13 protein-coding genes are annotated in these 17,079 nt (G+C 60.1%); 3 read left to right on the top strand and 10 right to left on the bottom strand.

Annotated features, from left to right (window positions below):
- Positions 1-7 precede the first annotated feature (7 nt).
- The 9 genes from ACFSR7_RS13695 to ACFSR7_RS13655 form a co-directional block, all read right to left on the bottom strand.
- Positions 8-1,357, bottom strand: a complete 1,350-nt coding sequence (locus ACFSR7_RS13695; RefSeq protein ID WP_378162370.1) for a UDP-glucose dehydrogenase family protein — start codon at positions 1,355-1,357, stop codon at positions 8-10.
- A gap of 15 nt (positions 1,358-1,372) precedes the next feature.
- Positions 1,373-2,530: a glycosyltransferase family 4 protein gene (locus ACFSR7_RS13690; protein ID WP_378162368.1), complete on the bottom strand. Its 1,158-nt coding sequence runs from the start codon at positions 2,528-2,530 to the stop codon at positions 1,373-1,375.
- Between the two features lie 46 nt (positions 2,531-2,576).
- A complete protein-coding gene (locus ACFSR7_RS13685; protein ID WP_378117979.1) occupies positions 2,577-3,293 on the bottom strand; it encodes a sugar transferase in 717 nt (238 codons plus the stop codon).
- A 3-nt stretch (positions 3,294-3,296) separates the two neighbouring features.
- Positions 3,297-3,989 (bottom strand): CpsD/CapB family tyrosine-protein kinase, encoded by a 693-nt coding sequence (locus tag ACFSR7_RS13680; RefSeq protein ID WP_378162367.1) that lies wholly within the window; start codon positions 3,987-3,989, stop codon positions 3,297-3,299.
- Positions 3,990-4,042: 53 nt separating this feature from the next.
- Positions 4,043-5,233, bottom strand: a complete 1,191-nt coding sequence (locus ACFSR7_RS13675; RefSeq protein WP_378162365.1) for a glycosyltransferase — start codon at positions 5,231-5,233, stop codon at positions 4,043-4,045.
- A gap of 38 nt (positions 5,234-5,271) precedes the next feature.
- The gene (locus tag ACFSR7_RS13670) at positions 5,272-6,048 is read right to left on the bottom strand and encodes a YveK family protein (RefSeq protein WP_378162363.1); all 777 of its coding nucleotides are present in this window, start codon (positions 6,046-6,048) and stop codon (positions 5,272-5,274) included.
- Between the two features lie 292 nt (positions 6,049-6,340).
- Positions 6,341-7,543 carry a right-handed parallel beta-helix repeat-containing protein gene (locus ACFSR7_RS13665; protein ID WP_378162361.1) on the bottom strand — a complete coding sequence of 401 codons (1,203 nt, stop codon included), beginning with the start codon at positions 7,541-7,543 and terminating at the stop codon, positions 6,341-6,343.
- 208 nt (positions 7,544-7,751) lie between these two features.
- The gene (locus ACFSR7_RS13660; RefSeq protein WP_378162359.1) at positions 7,752-9,497 is read right to left on the bottom strand and encodes a right-handed parallel beta-helix repeat-containing protein; all 1,746 of its coding nucleotides are present in this window, start codon (positions 9,495-9,497) and stop codon (positions 7,752-7,754) included.
- A gap of 542 nt (positions 9,498-10,039) precedes the next feature.
- Positions 10,040-11,134 (bottom strand): hypothetical protein, encoded by a 1,095-nt coding sequence (locus ACFSR7_RS13655; RefSeq protein ID WP_378162357.1) that lies wholly within the window; start codon positions 11,132-11,134, stop codon positions 10,040-10,042.
- Between the two features lie 280 nt (positions 11,135-11,414).
- Between ACFSR7_RS13655 and ACFSR7_RS13650 the strand changes: the two genes are divergently transcribed.
- Both ACFSR7_RS13650 and ACFSR7_RS13645 read left to right on the top strand, forming a co-directional pair.
- Entirely contained in the window at positions 11,415-13,025 is a 1,611-nt protein-coding gene (locus tag ACFSR7_RS13650) for an SWIM zinc finger family protein (RefSeq protein ID WP_378162356.1), read from the top strand.
- Entirely contained in the window at positions 13,022-16,090 is a 3,069-nt protein-coding gene (locus ACFSR7_RS13645) for a DEAD/DEAH box helicase (RefSeq protein ID WP_378162354.1), read from the top strand. The genes ACFSR7_RS13650 and ACFSR7_RS13645 overlap by 4 nt, the downstream gene beginning before the upstream one ends.
- Before the next feature lie 108 nt (positions 16,091-16,198).
- Here ACFSR7_RS13645 and ACFSR7_RS13640 read toward each other — a convergent pair whose 3' ends face one another.
- Positions 16,199-16,372, bottom strand: a complete 174-nt coding sequence (locus tag ACFSR7_RS13640; RefSeq protein ID WP_378162352.1) for a hypothetical protein — start codon at positions 16,370-16,372, stop codon at positions 16,199-16,201.
- A 222-nt stretch (positions 16,373-16,594) separates the two neighbouring features.
- Here ACFSR7_RS13640 and ACFSR7_RS13635 point away from each other — a divergent pair, with 222 nt between their 5' ends.
- Complete coding sequence (locus tag ACFSR7_RS13635) at positions 16,595-17,014, top strand: GNAT family N-acetyltransferase (RefSeq protein ID WP_378162350.1); 420 nt, start codon at positions 16,595-16,597, stop codon at positions 17,012-17,014.
- The last annotated feature ends 65 nt before the right edge of the window (positions 17,015-17,079 follow it).

The raw sequence follows: 17,079 nt of genomic DNA, 5'->3' as shown, positions 1-17,079 counted from the left end.
GGCGCGTTCACCTGCCATAAAAAGCTGCGGGCTCCGCCTCGAACTGCGACAGGCTGCCTACATGCGGCCGTCCGACCGAGTAGTAACGCAGGTCCGCCTCGTTCACCTGCTCGCTCGAGTACACGTTGCGTCCGTCGATCAGGATGTTCTGGCGCATAACGCCTTGCACTTCGGGCAGCGACAACGATTTGAAGGCCGGCCAGTCGGTCAGGAGGCATAATGCGTCGCAGTCCCGGGCCGTTTCGATCGGATCTTCTTTCCAGACCACCTCGTCCGCCTGCCCGAAGATCGCCTTGAAGTTGGCCGTCGCCACCGGGTCGTAGGCTTGCACCTCCGCGCCCTCCGCCAGCAGCGCGCCGATGATGTCCAGCGCCGGCGATTCGCGTACGTCGTCGGTATCCGGCTTGAACGCCAGTCCCCAGACGCCGATCCGCTTGCCGCCGAGCTCGCCGAGCGAATGCCGCAGCTTCGTCATGACGTTGAAGCGCTGGCCCTGGTTGACCTCGACGACCGACTTCAGCAGCTTGAACTCGTAGTCCACGTTGCCCGCGATCTGGATGAGCGCGTTCGTATCCTTCGGGAAGCAGGAGCCGCCGTAGCCGATTCCCGCCTGGAGGAACGACGGACCGATCCGCCGGTCGTGACCCATGCCCTTGGCTACGTCCGTGACGTCCGCGCCGACCTTCTCGCAGATGTTGGCGATCTCGTTGATGAAGGAGATCTTGGTCGCGAGGAAGGCGTTGGACGCGTACTTGATCATCTCCGCGCTGCGCACGTCGGTCACCATGATCCGGTCGGTCAGCGGGCGGTGCAGCTCGCCGATCTTCGCCGCCGCCTCGGGACTGTCCGTGCCGATGATGATGCGGTCCGGGTGCAGCGTGTCCGCGATGGCCGAGCCTTCCCGCAGGAACTCGGGAATCGAGACCACGTCGAACGGATGGGGCGTGAGCCGCGAGACGATGTCGCGGATGCGGTCGTTCGTGCCGACCGGCACCGTGCTCTTGGTCGCGATGATCTTGTAGCCGTTCATCGCGAGCGCGATCTCTTGCGCGGCCTGCTCGATGAAGGCCAGGTTCGCTTCCCCGTTCGGCAGGGGTGGCGTGCCGACACAGAGGAAGATCGCTTCGGCGCCCTCGACGGCGGGCGTCAGCTCGCCGGTGAAGCGCAGGCGCCCGAGCTCGCGGTTTTTGGCGATCAGCTCCTGGAGACCCGGCTCGTAGATCGGCACCTCGCCGCGATTGAGCCGCTCGATCTTGCCCAGATCCTTGTCCAGGCAAGTGACGTCGTTGCCGATCTCCGAGAAGCAGACGCCGGATACGAGCCCGACGTACCCGGTGCCGATGAAGGTCAGTTTCATAGTTGTCTTTTCCCCCTATAGAACGGCCTGGGCGCTTCCCGCCTGGCGCGTATTCTGATGCAATTTGTTGTCGACGTGCTGCTGCAGCTTCTTGCGGAACGAATCCGGCGAGAAGCGCACCGCATTTTTGCGGCAGTTGGCCGCCTGGATCGCGCCGCTCTCATTTTCGAACCGGCTTACGGCAGCCATCACCTGCGCCGGCGTCTGTTCTTCGAAGAAGACGCCGGTCGGCTGCGCGACGCCGAGGCCGCGGACGGTCTCGAGCGATCCGCCCCTGCCATACGCGATGACGGGCGTGCCGCAAGCCTGCGCCTCGACCGGCGTAATGCCGAAGTCTTCCTCGGCCGCGAACACGAACGCCTTGGCCCGCTGCATATGATCGATCAGCACGGCATCCGGCTGGTAGCCGAGCACCTGGATGTTCGGCGCCTTGGCCGCCTGGGCCTTGACCTTCTCCATGTCGGGTCCGTCGCCGATGACGACCAGCTTCTTATCCGGCATGCCGGCGAAGGCTTCGGCGATCATGTCCATCTTCTTGTAAGGAACCATACGGGAGGCCGTCAGGTAGAAGTCGTCCTTGTCCTCGCGGTACGAGAAGGCGTTCACGTTGACCGGCGGATAGATGACGCTGGACTCCCTGCGGTATACCTTCCAGATACGGCTGGCGATGAATTCGGAGTTGGCTATAAAATAATCCACGCCGTTGGCGGTCCGGTAATCCCACATGCGCATGCGGCTCAGCATCCACTTGGCGAAGGCGCCCTTCAGGCCGCGATGCAGGCCCGATTCCTTGAGATACTGATGCTGCATGTCCCAGGCATAGCGAATGGGCGAATGCACGTAGGAAATGTGGAGCTGGTTCGGACCCGTGATGACGCCTTTGGCGACGGCGTGGGAGCTCGATAAAATGAGATCGTAGGCGGACAGATCGAACTGTTCGATGGCGAGGGGCATGAGCGGCAGGTATTGCCTGTACTTCTTTTTGGCGAACGGCAAGTTTTGCAGAAACGAGGTTCGGACCTTCCGGTCTTTGAGGAAGCCCCGGTCCTTCTCCGGCAGGAAATCGACCATGGCGAACACGTCCGCTTCGGGATACACCTCGAGCATTTGTTCGACCACTTTCTCCGATCCCGCGTACGTCGTCAACCATTCGTGAACGATCGCGACCTTCATTTGGCTGTTGTCCTCCTGTCCTTACCAGGTGACATCTGGTTTGGATTTAATAGGCGCCCTTCTTGAGCAGCACGCTGCGTACGGTCGCGAACAAAATCTTGGTGTCGAGCGCGAGCGATTTGTTGTAAACGTAGTAAAGTTCGAGGTCGACGCGCTCCGGATAGCCGACGTCGCTGCGGCCGCTGACCTGCCAGTAACCGGTGATGCCGGGCTTGACCGACAGGAATTCGCGCTTTTTGTCGCGATATTCCTTGAGCTCCTGGGCGACGACCGGACGCGGGCCGACGAGGCTCATCTCGCCCTTCAGCACGTTGTACAGCTGGGGCAGCTCGTCAAGGCTGGTCTTGCGGAGAAATCGGCCAATGCGCGTGATGCGCGGGTCTTCGTGCGCTTCGAGCTTGTAGTTGCTTGCGACGTATTTGGCGTAAAGCTCCTTGTCCTCGCGCAGCAGCTGCTCGGAATTGGTGTTCATGGAGCGGAACTTGTAAATGTTGAACATGCTCGCGCCCTTGCCGATCCGGTGCTGCTTGAAGAAGACCGGACCCTTCGGATCCTGGATTTTGATGATAATCGCAATGACGGCAAATACCGGGGAAAGGAGAATCAGTCCGATGCCCGATCCGAGCAGGTCGATCACACGCTTGGCGCTTGCGAACAGGTAGTTGGTTCCGCTTGACTTGACGTTAGGCTGGACGATGGGCTTGGCGGACGTCGTGGTAGGGGCGCGGCTGGCGATCTCGAGCTCGTTGCCGACTAGACTCATTTTTTAATCTCCTCCGTATCCGTAATAATTGGCGTAGCTGGATTCGATGCGGCTGCGGTTCGTATTGTTCAAGACGGCGCCGAGAATGTGGGCGCCGACGTGTTCCAGTCCCAGGCGGGTGCGGCGGACGGCTTCCTTGGTCACCTTGCCGGAGCGAGCGACGAGGACGACGCCGTCGGACATGGCGCCGACGATCTGCGCATCTGCGAACGAGGAGGCCGGCGGCGAGTCGACGACGATGACGTCGAACTGCGTCTTCAGCTCTTCAAGCAGGTTGCGCATCGCGTCGGAGCCGAGCAGCTCCGATGGATTCGGCGGTACCGTGCCGGCCGGGAGCACGAACAATCCGGCGATGTCGGTCTGCTGGATCGCGTCCTCCGGCTTGCCGCGACGGATCAGGATGTCGCTCAGTCCCGTCCGTGTCGTGCGGAAAAAGGCTTGTCCTACCGACGGCCGTCTAAGATCGGCGTCGAGCAGCAGCACGTTTTTGTTTTCCTGCGCATAGCTCATCGCCAGATTGATCGCGGTCGTCGTGCGCCCTTCGCCGGAAACCGCGGATGCGACGAGGATCAGCTTGACCGCTTGACCCATCGAGGAAAACCGGATATTGGTGCGCAGCTTTTTGTAGGATTCGAACACCGAGGAACCCGGGCCCGCTTTGGCAATCTGGCGTTGCTTGCTGTTTTCTCTCGTCATCTGTATCCCTGCCTGTCTCTCGAATATGATTGCGACGATCTGTGTCGCGCCGTTCACGCGTCGATTCGGCTCGGTCTCAGTCGGTAGCCCGTAGCCTGGCTCGTATCGCCTGCCAATACGGAATGATAGATTTGTTCCAGCTTCTTGGTCTGCTCCGTCAAATCGAACGATTCGCAAACCCGTTCCCTGCTCCTGGCGCTCAATCGCCGCCATAGCGCATCGTCGCTCAGCAGCCGGGAGATGCAGGCGGCGAGCCCTTTGCAGTCGTGCGGGTCGGCGAGCAGTCCGGTCTCGCCGTCGCTCACCGCCTCCGGAATGCCGCCCGTGCGGAAGCTTGCTACGGGCAGCCGCATCGAGGCCGCCTCCAGGAAGGAAATCCCGAATGCCTCCTCCGCTCCCGTCTCCGTCGGCACGCTCGGCACGGAGAACACCTTGGCGCGGTTCATCCAGCGCTTCACCACATCCGGCGGCTGCGTGCCCAAAAACCGGTATTTCTTAAGCATGCGGGCCGCCATTTCTTCAAGCTCCGCCCGGAGCGGACCGTCGCCGATCAGCACCAGCTCGGCATCCGGGTCTTGCCGCTGCACCTTGCTCATCGCCTCGATGAGATAAGCCGCCCCCTTGACCTCGACCAGACGGCCGACGAACAGCACGACGTTTTCCCTCGTCGACGCTTGCTCGGGCTCCGGCTTGAACAACGCCGTGTCGACGCCGATATAGTGACGCACGACCTTGTCCGGAGGATATCCCTGCTCGATCAGCTTGCCGCGGATGAAATCCGATACGGCGATGAACAAGGCGCCGGACCGCTGGAGCTGCTCACGCTTGCGGATATAATTGCGGTGCGTGTAGTAGGACTTGCGGGCGTATTCGTCCTTGACCGTCGCATCGTAGCCGTGAAACGTGACGACGAGCGGGATGTGAAGGCGCCTTGCGATAGGCGCAGCCAGGGCGGCGTCGGGGCCGAAATGCGCATGGAGCAAACGGAAATCCATGTGCCTGAACTTGCGCTCAATCGGGAACCCGAGGCCCGTGGACTTGAACAGCAGCTCCCGCAATCTGCCGCCCGCACCGCCTTCGTTCAGCACGGTGACGCGCTCGGGATCGAGTGCGATGCCCGGATTTCGATTGGAGCCCGCATAGTGGGCGCGGTAGATGCGCATGCCCTCCGCTTGAGAGCGAATAAACGTCTCAGAGGGCGCCAACAGACAATCGCGATAGATCAGAATATTTCGTAAAGTCATGACCGGCGAGTCCCGCCTCCTTCGGTCGCCTTGGCAATTCAGCGCTGCTCTTCGGCGGGTCTAAGTTCCTGCTTGCCGCGTACGGCAGTCTCTCTGGCGAACGGAACCGCGGTGCGGAGCTTGCCTTGCGCCAGATCCTTTTGCTTAATTTTGCCGATGGTCGCGAGCATCGTGATGCCGAGCTCGCTCTCGAGGTCGTCTTCAGTCCGGATCTTGTCGTCGAGGTAGTCGACCAGGAACGCGATGCCGAGACCAAGCAAAGCCGCGAGCAGGAAGCTGAATATATACAGGACCGTGTGGCTGCTATTGATCGGGCCAGGCGAAGCCAGCGGATCCGGTTCGGTGAGCACCGTGATGTTGTTAAGCTTCATGAGCTCGGTGACGCTGCCGCGGAAGGCGTTCGATACGCCGCTCACGATCTGAACGGCCGTGCCGTAGCTGTCGGCCTTGGCGACCAGCGTGATGATCTGGGCGTCCTTCATCGTGTTGACCGCGACCTTCTCGCTGATCTGGGATGCCGTCATTCCTAGCTCGGGATGCTCGTCCGCGACGGTCTTCATGACGGAAGGAGACTTGATGATCTGCTTGTAGGTGTTGATCAGCATGAGGTTCGTATTGATAGAGTTCTGGTCGATGATCTGCTGTCCCGCGACCGTCGATTCTGTCTTGTTGACGATCAGGTCCGTCGACGCCTGATAGACGGGCTTCACGTACTTGTTGGTGTAAACGTAGGCGGCCGTGCAAATGACGACGATCAGCAAGGCAGGGATCCACCAGTATCTCTTGACGACCTTGAGGTAATGCTGCAGCTCCATTCTAGATAGCCTCCGCTTCGTTTTGTATGATTTCCTGCGCTTTGCCGGATTGGGAGATTCGGACGATCCCGATGAGCCGGGACCCTGGGAGGAAGGTGATGTTATGTAGGTGCGGGTCCCCTTTCGCCTGTTCATCCGTCTCTCTCATTCTTGACCCCAACTTAAACCTTTGACTCCGTATCTGAAACAAACATGCATAAAATGGTAACGGTTTCAAGTGGGTTCTCTCATTTTTAAAAAACGCGAAAAAGCGCGCCGTTATCGCATCGGCGCGCTTTGTCAATTAGAATTATTAAAATCCTGTATTTCCTTCCAGATGGATATTGCCGCCCTTGAAATTAGTAGGCGCTTTGCTAGAGTCGCTGAGAACGTTGTTCGAGAAATAAATGTTGCCCAGCTCCCCGTCTCCCCACACCCCGATGCCGTCGTTCACGGCGTTTTTGATCGTATTCGCATCGAAGGTGATATCGTCCAGCTTGCCCTGCGACGCGTAGACCAGAATGTTCGGGTGATCGCTGTCCTTGCGCATGCCCGTATGCTCGATCGTATTTTTCTCCACGGTGACGTTTTTCGTGTCGGCGGTCTCCCATTCCTTCTCGACGGAGATATAGATGCCGGCCATTTCCGTGCGCTGGATTTTATTTCCCTCGATCGTGACATCTTCGCCGCCGACGACGGATATGCCTCTCGCCTTCGAGTCGTAGCCGACGTCATTGCCCACGATCGTCACGTCACTCGTTACCGCCCGGTCCTTCAGGTAGCTGACGACCGCAATCGCGTCGTCTCCGGTGCCGGATACTTTGTTGTTCTCGATTCGGATGCGTGAGCTTCCGTCCGTGATGTGAATGCCGTCGGCTCCCGTATTCTCGATCAAGTTGTTCGCGATGACGCCGTCCTCGGAAGACTCCTGCACGAGAATGCCGGCCGTGCTCGCCTTATCGACATGCACGTTTTCGATGCGGAAACCGGTCGCGTCCCTGACGGTGATGCTGTTCTTCGCATTCTCGCCGTTGCCCCGCTTGACCGTCTTCTCGTAGACGTGGCTCAAGTCGCTGAGCGACGGACCGCTGCCTTCGAGGTCAATCGAGCCGCGCTTCGGATCGGTCGATACGATGACCGTCTTGTCGGCGCCCGCTCCCTGCACTTGGACGCCGTCGATAACCCAGAGGTCGTCGATGCGGTACTCCCCTTCGGACAGGCGAAGCTGAAGTCCGTCCTCCTTGGCTTTTTGCGTGCAAGCCTCGAGCGTCTCCAAGTCGTCGTCGCGATCGTCCGCACCCGCCAGGCAGAGCAGCGCGCCGTCCTCGATCGTCCAGCGTGTCTCCTCGGACGATTCCGGGGAGGGCGAAGCCTCTTGCGAAGAGGAGGGCGCAGGCGTGTCGTCCGGCTCCGCTCCCTTCTCGCCGCCGCGCGGCCACAACAAGACAACGGCCAGCACTGCCAGCAATGCGATTCCAGATCCTAGCGCATAGCGTTTTTTCCGGATTCTCTCCATCCCGACCTCCAGTTGGCTCTCTTTATAGATTTATCGGACTTACCAGAGTTTCACCCCTTATGCACCTGGGTAAAACATTCTCGCACATTAAAAATCGTTAAGATGACGCGAAAAAAGACGCTAAAATAACGCGGAAACAAACGTAAAAAAAATAAAAAGCCAACCCGAAAATCCGGATTGGCGTCGTTTTATCAGCCTATCAGCGCTATTAAAATCCCGTATTGTTGCTCAGATGAATGGTGCCCGCCTTGAACGTCGTGTTCGCTCCTACCGTATTGATCAACGTATTTTTCGTAAAGTAGATATCCTTGATCTGTCCGTCGCCCCAAACGCCGATTCCGCGGTGAGCCGCGTTCTTAATCGTGTTGCCCGTGAACGTCACATTGTCGATGACGCCCTGAGAGGCGTAAATCAGAATGTTCGGATGATTTTCCGGCTCATGAATGCCCGCATGATCGACCGTATTGTTCTTCACCGCGATCCGGTCGACATTAACCGTATTGTAATTCGCTTCGACAGCGATATAAATGCCCGCCATCTGCGTATCCTTTACCGAGTTGCCTTCGATCAGCACGTCCGTACCGCCGACGACCGCGATGCCGCGCGCCTTGGAGAGGTATCCGACGTCGTTCCCTCTGATCGTGACGTCATGCACCGCAGGACCGTCCTGCGCGTAGCTGACGACTGCGATCGTATCGTCCCCCGTCGCTTTGACCGTATTTTTCTCGATCAGGATGTCGCTGCTGCCGTCCGTAATATGAATGCCGTCCGCGCCGGTCGAATCGACGGTGCTGTTCGTGATGGTGCCGCCCTTGGCAGCGCCCTGCACGAGGATGCCGGCCGTACTCGACTTGTAAACATTGACGCCGTCGATCGCGAAGTTCGTCGCGCCGCGTACGGTGATGCTGTTTTTCTCGTTAGAGCCGTCGCCCCGCGCGACCGTCGTCTGATAGACATGTTTGACGCCGCTCAGCTTGACATTGTTGCCTTTCAGATCGATCGAACCATTCTGCGGGTCCGTCGAGACCAGCGTCGTCTTCGTCATGCCTGCGCCGATCAGCTTGACGCCATTCAGCGTCAGGATCTTGCTCAGGTGATATTCGCCGGCAGGTACGGAGACGTATTTGCCCTGCGCCTTCGCCTTGTCCAGGCAAGCCGCGAATGCGCCGTAGTCGTCCTTGCCGTCGTTCGCCACGGCCCCGCAGCTCGTGACGGACAGTGCGTAGACGTCGGCCGAAGCTGCCGTAGTGGACGGCTTCGCGGTTGCCGCGGGCTTTGCGACAGCGGAGACAGTCGGCTTCGCGGTAGGCGTCGCTGTCGGCTTGGCCGACGAGCTCGACGCCGCCGCAGCCTTCACCGCGGGCGTCGGCGTCGATGAAGGCTGTGTCATGGCCGCCGTGAAGGTTACCGCCGGATCCCACAGCGTATGATCGTTGTTCATCGAGGCCCTGCTGTTGACTTCAAAATAAATCGCCGTGCCCTTCTCCACCGCAATCGGCTTCAACTCAGGCGTCTTGCCGTCCGTCGTATTGACGACGGCGCTCCACAGCGTCGTCTTATCCTTTTTAATCGTGGCGAGGATGCCGTCGCCCTTGCTGTCGCCTTTCTTGACGGTGCCGCCGATCGTGATCGTCCCCTTGCCCGGCGATACCCATTTGCGCACGGCGTCGAAATCCTTGCTCGGATGCATCGCATCCTTGTTCACCCAGGGATAGCCGGTGTCCGCAGCCGCTTGCCAGCGAGTGCCGTCCGTATTGTATGTGAGATTGCTGTATACCGAGCCCGCGCTTTTCTGATAGAACCATTGGTTCCGTCCCTGCACGACCGAGAAATCTTGCGGAGCTGCATATAAACTGCTAACGCTGACGGCTTGCGCGTCCCTAACGGAGACAAACGAATTCGTAAGGCCAAGACCCATCGCGAGCGCCATTGCCGTCAAACCGATTTTTTTCAAATAAATAACCTCCGTATGTTTGAATATGATTGACAGGTGGTAAAGACGGAGTAATAGCCAGAACTGTATACTATCAAGCAACTATATTTGATATATCGGTTCAACATGGGTTTGCATGAATACTTTGGCAGTCAATTTGGACATGCCATTTGTTTCCTGCGACCTATTTTAGCATGCTTTTTAAGAATTTAAAGCAAAGAAATTATAATCTATTTTTAATAGAAGAAACACGAATCTGAGCGCACCGATCAAGGGGTAAATGGAGGCGTTGCGGGAAGGTAATGGACAGGTGATGCTATGGCGTTTTAAACATTCGTTTAACACAACGAACATTAATATACCATGCGAACCAAATTAAAGTACATATTGAATCTATTGTATGAGGAAAAGTTAATAATTGGCGTTTGGACAAAAAAACAGAATGTCGCTCGCCTGCGAGGCGGCGCATTCTGTTTTTTTTGCGGAATGGTGTGAGGCCAACTGCGGGCAATCGCCTGCTCTACGGCAGGCGTAGACGCATTCCTGCGATTGTTTCTACCTAATTATGTACGCAAACTTCGTTCATCCCCCGCGCCCGCGCTCCCGGCCGAAGACTCCAACGATGCGATTGAGCGGCACAGCGCCAGGTAGGCCTCGCGTGCTTCGGGCATCCAACCGTTCCGGTACCTTCTTTCCCAAGTGCGCTCGCCCTGTTGGAGGAAGCCCTCGATGGCCCGAATCGGCCTCCTATGCGCGGCGACCGTGCACATGCGCTGCGCATGACGCAAATATTCGCCGATGACCGGCATCGCCTGCTCGTAGTCGTCGATGTCCTCGGCCGGACCGCCGGCGATCAGCGCAGACAGGATCCCGCCCGCTCCCTCGAATAACGCCAGGTCGATCGTATCCGAGCTAAGCGCCTCCTCCAAATCTCCTTTAAGCGCGCAAGTATAAGCGAGCAGGCCGTCGCCGATCCGGTTGCGGAAGCCATCGCGAAGCAGCCAGTCCCGAATCTCTTGCGTCTCCGGGTCAAGACGCTCGACCAAGTAGATTCGGCCCCAGCCGTCCACGCAACGCGCCAGCTCGCAGAGCGATTTGCTGGAGTGCTCCATGCTCATGAGCGCAGAAGCCGCGTACAGCGTGAACTCCTCGTGCTTGCCCAGCGTGAACGTCAGCTCCCTGTGCCGATCGCTGCCGTATTGACTCAGCAAGGCAAGTCCGAACTTTACGACGTTGCGATGCACGCCATACCGCGCCATCCACAACGCCTCTTCGTACAGATTGCCGGCATTCAGTCCCGGCAGCGTATGTAATGCCTGTAGCGCCGGGCTGATCGTATCCAGCGATTCTTCGCGCATAAGCGCGAGATAGGCGGCTCTCCGGTTGCGTACGTTGCGGTCGCGGCTGAGCCGGAGAAGCAAGCTCGTTATCTCCTTGGCGGCGCCTTCATCCTCGAAGACGCCAATCGTTCCGATTCCCTCCAGGCCTTGTTGACGCAGCGCCTCCTTGCGTTCGGGCTTGTCCGCGTATTCATCGTCGTCGGGCAGCGCCTGGGATTTCAGCTTGCCGTCTTGACCCGTCCGGAGGACGATCATGTCGTAGACGGACGGCTTGCCTGCCCAGGGGTACAACGGAGCGACGGCAGTATTGCGAAGCATACGGATATCTTCCTTCCGACCGGCAATCGGTCTGGCCGTATCAAGCCGGATTGCCGTTACGTATGTATTACCCGCCTGGCAGATATTGCATCGGAAAACTGGGCGGCATACGTCGAAGCATGCAAAAACGAGGCGCGCGGATCTGAATCTGTCCGTCTCGCACCCGCCACGCATAAGGAGACGCACGGCCCGCGTCTAAGAATAGCGTTTAGCGAACATGTGTACGAAAGATGTTATAATAAGAGCTCAGAGCAAACCGGTTGCAAAGCGAGGTCAGGCTATGTTTATAGAAGACGATCCACTGGAAAACGAACGGCAGTGGGAAAATCTGCTGCACCGTGTCGCCGCTGAATTCGACGATCTGACGCTTAAGCGCGGCTATCAATACTACAAACAAGGGCGCATCGAGCTCAAAGATCCCGAAGAGATGCGGCTGTTGATCGCCGTGGTCGAAGGTACGAAAAAATACCGGACGCAGGTCGATGTCGAAGACTTCGGCGACAGCGAGTGCAGCTGCCCCGTCGGCCGCGCTTGCAAGCATATGGCCGCGGTGCTCATGGAATGGGCCGGGTATCACGGTTATCCCGTCCACGCCCTCGCCAACGCCAAGACGAATTTGTCGCGTCCGAGCCCCCTCCCTGCCTCGCAGAAGAGCACCGACGTCGAGCGACTCGCCCGGGACGCGTCACAGATTCCCGGCATGAGCGTCCGACAGTGGCTGGATCTGTTCGACAGATGCCTTGCGCCCATCGCCGGCCAAGTGCGCAATACGCAGTACGTCAAGCAAGCGCTGGGCCTCTTTTATAAAATAAAACCGGCGCTCCCGCCCGTCGCCGAGCGGCTGTTCGAGCTGAACGCGCTGCTGTTTCTCATGCGCCATGCGGCCGAGACCCAGAGCAACCCGGCGCTTGGTCCCAACTCGTACCTGGGCTACTTCACGCATCTGGCCGTAACGGATCTTCACGAAGCCGCGATGGGCTGCCTGGATCGCCCGCTACCCGAAGGGGACGAGCCGCTCGCTAGAGAGCGGCTGCTCCAGACGGCCGATATCCTCCGAGAGGCGATGCTGGAGCCTGGCCCGACGCAGGAGTACGAGCTGAAGCATTACGGACGCCTGTGGGAAACATGGCTCGCGCTCCCGTACGGAGGAGAAGCGCTCTATGAAGAGGAGCTTCGCAAGCTCGAGGAAGCGGAGACCGGACTGCCCGCCCAGAGCAGGAGCGCCTGGAACGCAGCCGTGCTGCGGATGCGGTTCGGCCTGGCCGACGACGACCGTGCGCTGGCCTTGCTGCGCGGCGAATCGAGCCGCCTGGGCTCCGCCCAGGTCGCCCTGCTTACGGAGATGCTCGACAAGCTCGCCGAAAAGGAAGAATGGCCGCGTCTGCTCCGGTGGCTGACCGAGCTCGGCCCCTTGATGAGCGGCCGCCGCCAGCGGGAGCTCGAGACATACGCCGGGCTGTGGGATGCCGTCGTCGCCAAGCTGCCCGAGGCGGAGCCCCGGATGTGGGAGGCGTTCGAGGCAATGATGCCGTCCTCCCAGGCGATCTACGAGGAAAGGCTGCTCGGCGCCGGAAGGTACGAAGAGTGGATCGACATTCAACTGTCGTTTGGCCGCGATCCGCTCGACTACCGTGCGACCGAGCTGGCACCCATAGAGAAGGAAGCGCCGCATGCGCTGCTCCCCTTTTACCATCAGGCGGTCGAACGTTATGTTTCAATGAAAAACAGAGCCAGCTACAAATCGGCGGTCAAGCTGCTCAAGCGGCTGGCCAAGCTGTACAAGAAAATGAAGCGCGAGGAGCGCTGGATCGAATTTTACGAGCTGTTCGAGCTGCGCCACAGCAGGCTGCGCGCGCTGCAGGAAGAGCTGCGGAAAGGGAAGCTGTCATGAAAGCGTACCAGGATACGATCGACGTCGACGTGCGGCTGAGCGAGCACGGCGACGCGCTGATTTACGGCGTCCTGGACGGGTACGGTTACGTACCGGGCATGCTGCTTAAGCACAGGCTTTTTGCCTGGCACGAGGCCTCGTTCTACGGAACGAACTTGGACGTGAGAGAGGTGATCATGCCGACGGTCGGCGAGCCGATTCCGGACACGGCGGAGATTGTCATTCTCCCGGTGGAGCACGTGCTGGCGTTCTTCGCGGAGCCGCGGCTGCTCAAGCACGTGGAGTGGGAGATGACCGGCGATGGCCGTCTGCTCTCGGCGTTGGCCCCGGCTCTTGCGGCATGGGTCGAGGAGCGCCGGTTCGTTCCCCATCTGGACGCCTATCGACGCGGCCTGCTGCAGTGGACCTGGGAAGACGAGCTGCCGCCGGTTGACGGAGAAGCTGCGGACAACGAATTTATGGAAGGCCTGCGCGCAGCTTTTTCAGCGGCCGTCCGGGAACGTCACTACGGCACGGACGAGGATTATGCCGAGCTGCGGCGGGCGTATCCGCTGCTGTTCGACAAGAGCGCCGCGTCCGCGGCCGGCATGGACGCGCGCGGCTGGCTCGAGGCGATCGGCTGGCGGCAGGACATGGCGCCGTTCCGGCCGATCCTGCGGCTGCTCGAGCCCTATGCGGCGGGCAACGCGCCGGAAGATTGGCGGCTGCAGCTTGCGCTGCAGAGCAAGCGGGACGAGACGATCGTGCATCCCGCGAAGCTTGGCGCGGACGGCTCGGTCTCCGGGCGCTGGCCTGCCGCCTGGAACGAAGAAGCCGGCGAGCGGGCCCCCGGCTGGCTGGAGCGGCTGCGCGCGGCGCTGCCGCCCGAGCGTCTCGCCGGCGGGCCGAAGGACGTGCTCGCCGCGCCGCTCGACGACGAAGCGGCCTGGCGATTCCTCTCGGCAGACAGCAATCGGCTGCTCGAGGCCGGATGGCGGGTACTGCTGCCCGCCTGGTGGGAGGCGGCGACCCGCAAGAAGCCGCGGCTGCGCGCTAAGATCGCGCCGGAGTCCGGCGGCAAGGGCAGCTCGCTGTTCGGACTGGACGCGATCATCGACTTCGATTGGCGCGTCGCCATCGGGGACGTTGATCTCAGCGAGGAGGAATTCGCCGCGCTCGTCGCGCGCAATCAGCGGCTCGTCCGCCATCGCGGCCAATGGATCGCGCTCGATCCGGCGCTGCTGACGCAGATCCGGCGCATGATGACGGGCATGGACAAGACGGCCGGCCTCTCGTTCCAGGACGTGCTGCAGCTCCATCTGCTCGGCGAGGGCGAAGACGCTGACGCGGACGACGCCGAGACCGAGGAATCCGCGGAGGCTTCCGCCGCGCGCGTACGGCTGGAGGTCGAGCTGAACGAGCATCTCGCCTCGTTCTTCGCGCAGCTCGGGCGCCCGTCGGAGTGGCCGCTGCCCGAGCCGCCGGCCGATCTGCAAGCGACGCTTCGGACGTACCAGCGGGAAGGCTTCGGCTGGCTCACTTCGTTGCGGCGCTTTGGCCTCGGCGCGGTGCTCGCGGACGACATGGGCCTCGGCAAGACGGTCCAGCTCATCGCTTATCTGCTGCAGCTGCGGCACGATACGCCGCCGGAGCGACGGCGAGCGACGCTGATCGTCTGCCCCACCTCGGTGCTGGGCAACTGGCAAAAGGAAATCGCGCGCTTCGCGCCGAGCCTTTCGGTCAGCCTGCACTACGGCAGCGGCCGGATTACAGATGAAGCGGCTTTTGCCGCCCAAGCGGCGAATCTGGATGTCCTGCTCACCTCGTTCGCCACGGCATCGCTCGATCAGGAGCTGCTGCAGACCTATGTATGGGCGGCCATCTGCCTTGACGAGGCGCAAAATATCAAAAACGCGCAGACCAAGCAGTCCGTCGCCGTGCGCAGCTTGTCCGCAGGACAGCGCATCGCGCTCACCGGCACGCCGATCGAGAATCGCCTGGCAGAGCTGTGGTCGATCTACGACTTCATCGCGCCTGGCTACCTTGGGACGCAGCGCGCCTTCCAGGAGCGGTTCGCGACGCCCATCGAGCGCAACCGCGACGAACGGAGGACGGCCGAGCTCAAGCGCCTCGTCGGACCGTTTATGCTGCGCCGCAAGAAGAAGGATCCGAACATCCAGCTCGACCTGCCGGACAAAAACGAAATGAAGACGTACGTCCCGCTGACGCCCGAGCAGAGCGCGCTTTACGAGCAGACCGTTAACGAGCTGCTGGAGCGGATGAAGACGCTCGAAGGCATCGAGCGCAAGGGCGCGATCCTCGCGGCGCTGACCCGCCTCAAGCAGGTATGCGACCATCCGGCGCTGCTGAACAAGGAGCAGGCGGCGGCATCCGACGCTTCGGAGGATAAAAAGGGGCTCGCAGGCGGGGCGGAGCCCGCGCCCCCAGCCAAGCCGCCAGGCAAGCCCAAATCCAAGCCGGCTGGTGAGGCATCGGCGCCGTCCGAAGCGGAGCTGGCAGAGCTGGTCTCCGGTTCGGCCAAGCTCGAGCGGCTGCTCGCCATGGTCAAGGAGCTCCGGGAAGAGGGCGACCGCTGCCTCATTTTCACCCAATACGTCGGCATGGGAGAGATGCTCCGCCTCGTACTGTCGCAGGAGCTCGGCGAGCCGGTGCTCTACCTGAACGGCAGCACGTCCAAGACGGCGCGCGACCGGATGATCGAGCGGTTCCAGTCGCGGACGCTGCCGCAGGACGAGCAGCCTAACGTGTTCATCCTCTCCCTCAAGGCGGGAGGCGTCGGCCTCAACCTGACTGCGGCCAACCACGTGTTCCACTTCGACCGCTGGTGGAATCCCGCCGTGGAGAACCAGGCGACCGACCGCGCCTACCGGATGGGGCAAACCAAGGACGTGCAGGTGCACAAGTTTATCTCGCTCGGTACGCTCGAGGAGCGTATCGACGAGATGCTGGAGAGCAAGCAGCAGCTCAGCGACAACGTCATCTCCTCCTCCGAGGGCTGGATTACCGAGCTGTCGACCGACGACCTGCGCGATTTAATCACCCTTCGACGCGGCATGAACGGCTAATGCAAAAACGCCTCCGATTGAGAGGCGTTTTTTGCATGCGAATAGCGCTTTCCCGTGCATCGCCGCCCGTCGCAAGCCTGCCATTCGCCGAAATTACCGCGAACGCAGTCAGATCAGCGGATAATGGCCTTCATAGCGCGGATGCGCATAATACGGCGGTCGCGGACCGATCAGCGGCAGATTCAGCGTAAAAAAGTCTCCGTAGGCGATCCGCACCATGCCGTCCGATTCATTGATCAGCAGCGCGTTCGCTTTTTTGCTGAACGAGTATGGCACCTTCATATCGATCATCCTCCATCGGGCTATTCGCCGTCATAGCCTATGCCGGATTCGATTCGGGAGAGCAGGTCCCCATTGAAATAGAATCGCCTGCCGGCACTCCTCGCTCTGCGAGCCGCAGACAAGCGTTGGCGTAAATGCAGCGGTCGATGATAGACTTAAGAGCAAAGCGGCAATCGCCGCACAACTAACGAGCGGGCAGCTCGCGGATAAGGGGCACTGAACGTGATCAAAGAATTGATCCACGAACAACAATGGATCGAAGCGTATCCGGTCATGAACGAATTGCGGACAGAATTGGACCAGGATGCTTATCTGGCCCTTTTGCGCGAGATGAATGCCGAAGGCTACAAAATGCTCGCGCTGTACGACGAAGACCGGATCGTGGCGTTGGCCGGCATCATCATGCTGACGAACTTCTATTTTGGCAAGCATGTATTCGTATACGACCTTGTTACTAAAGCCTCCGAGCGCTCCAAGGGTCATGGCGAGACCCTGCTTGCATACGTTCACCAGTACGCTAAGGATAACGGATGCAAAACGGTGGCTTTGGAGTCGGGATTCCAGCGTGTGGATGCCCACCGGTTTTACGAGACGAGAATGGGCTACAGCAAGCCGGGCTTCTCCTTTTCAAAAACGCTTTGACCGCGTTCTCATCTTGGCGATGTCCTCATGGAACGATTTAAATCGCATGCGCGAAGCCTCCTGCA

Source organism: Cohnella sp. GCM10020058 (assembly GCF_042683485.1).
GTDB lineage: Bacteria > Bacillota > Bacilli > Paenibacillales > Paenibacillaceae > Cohnella.
Note: the sequence above shows the minus strand (reverse complement) of the source record. Positions and strands in the feature narration are given on the sequence as shown.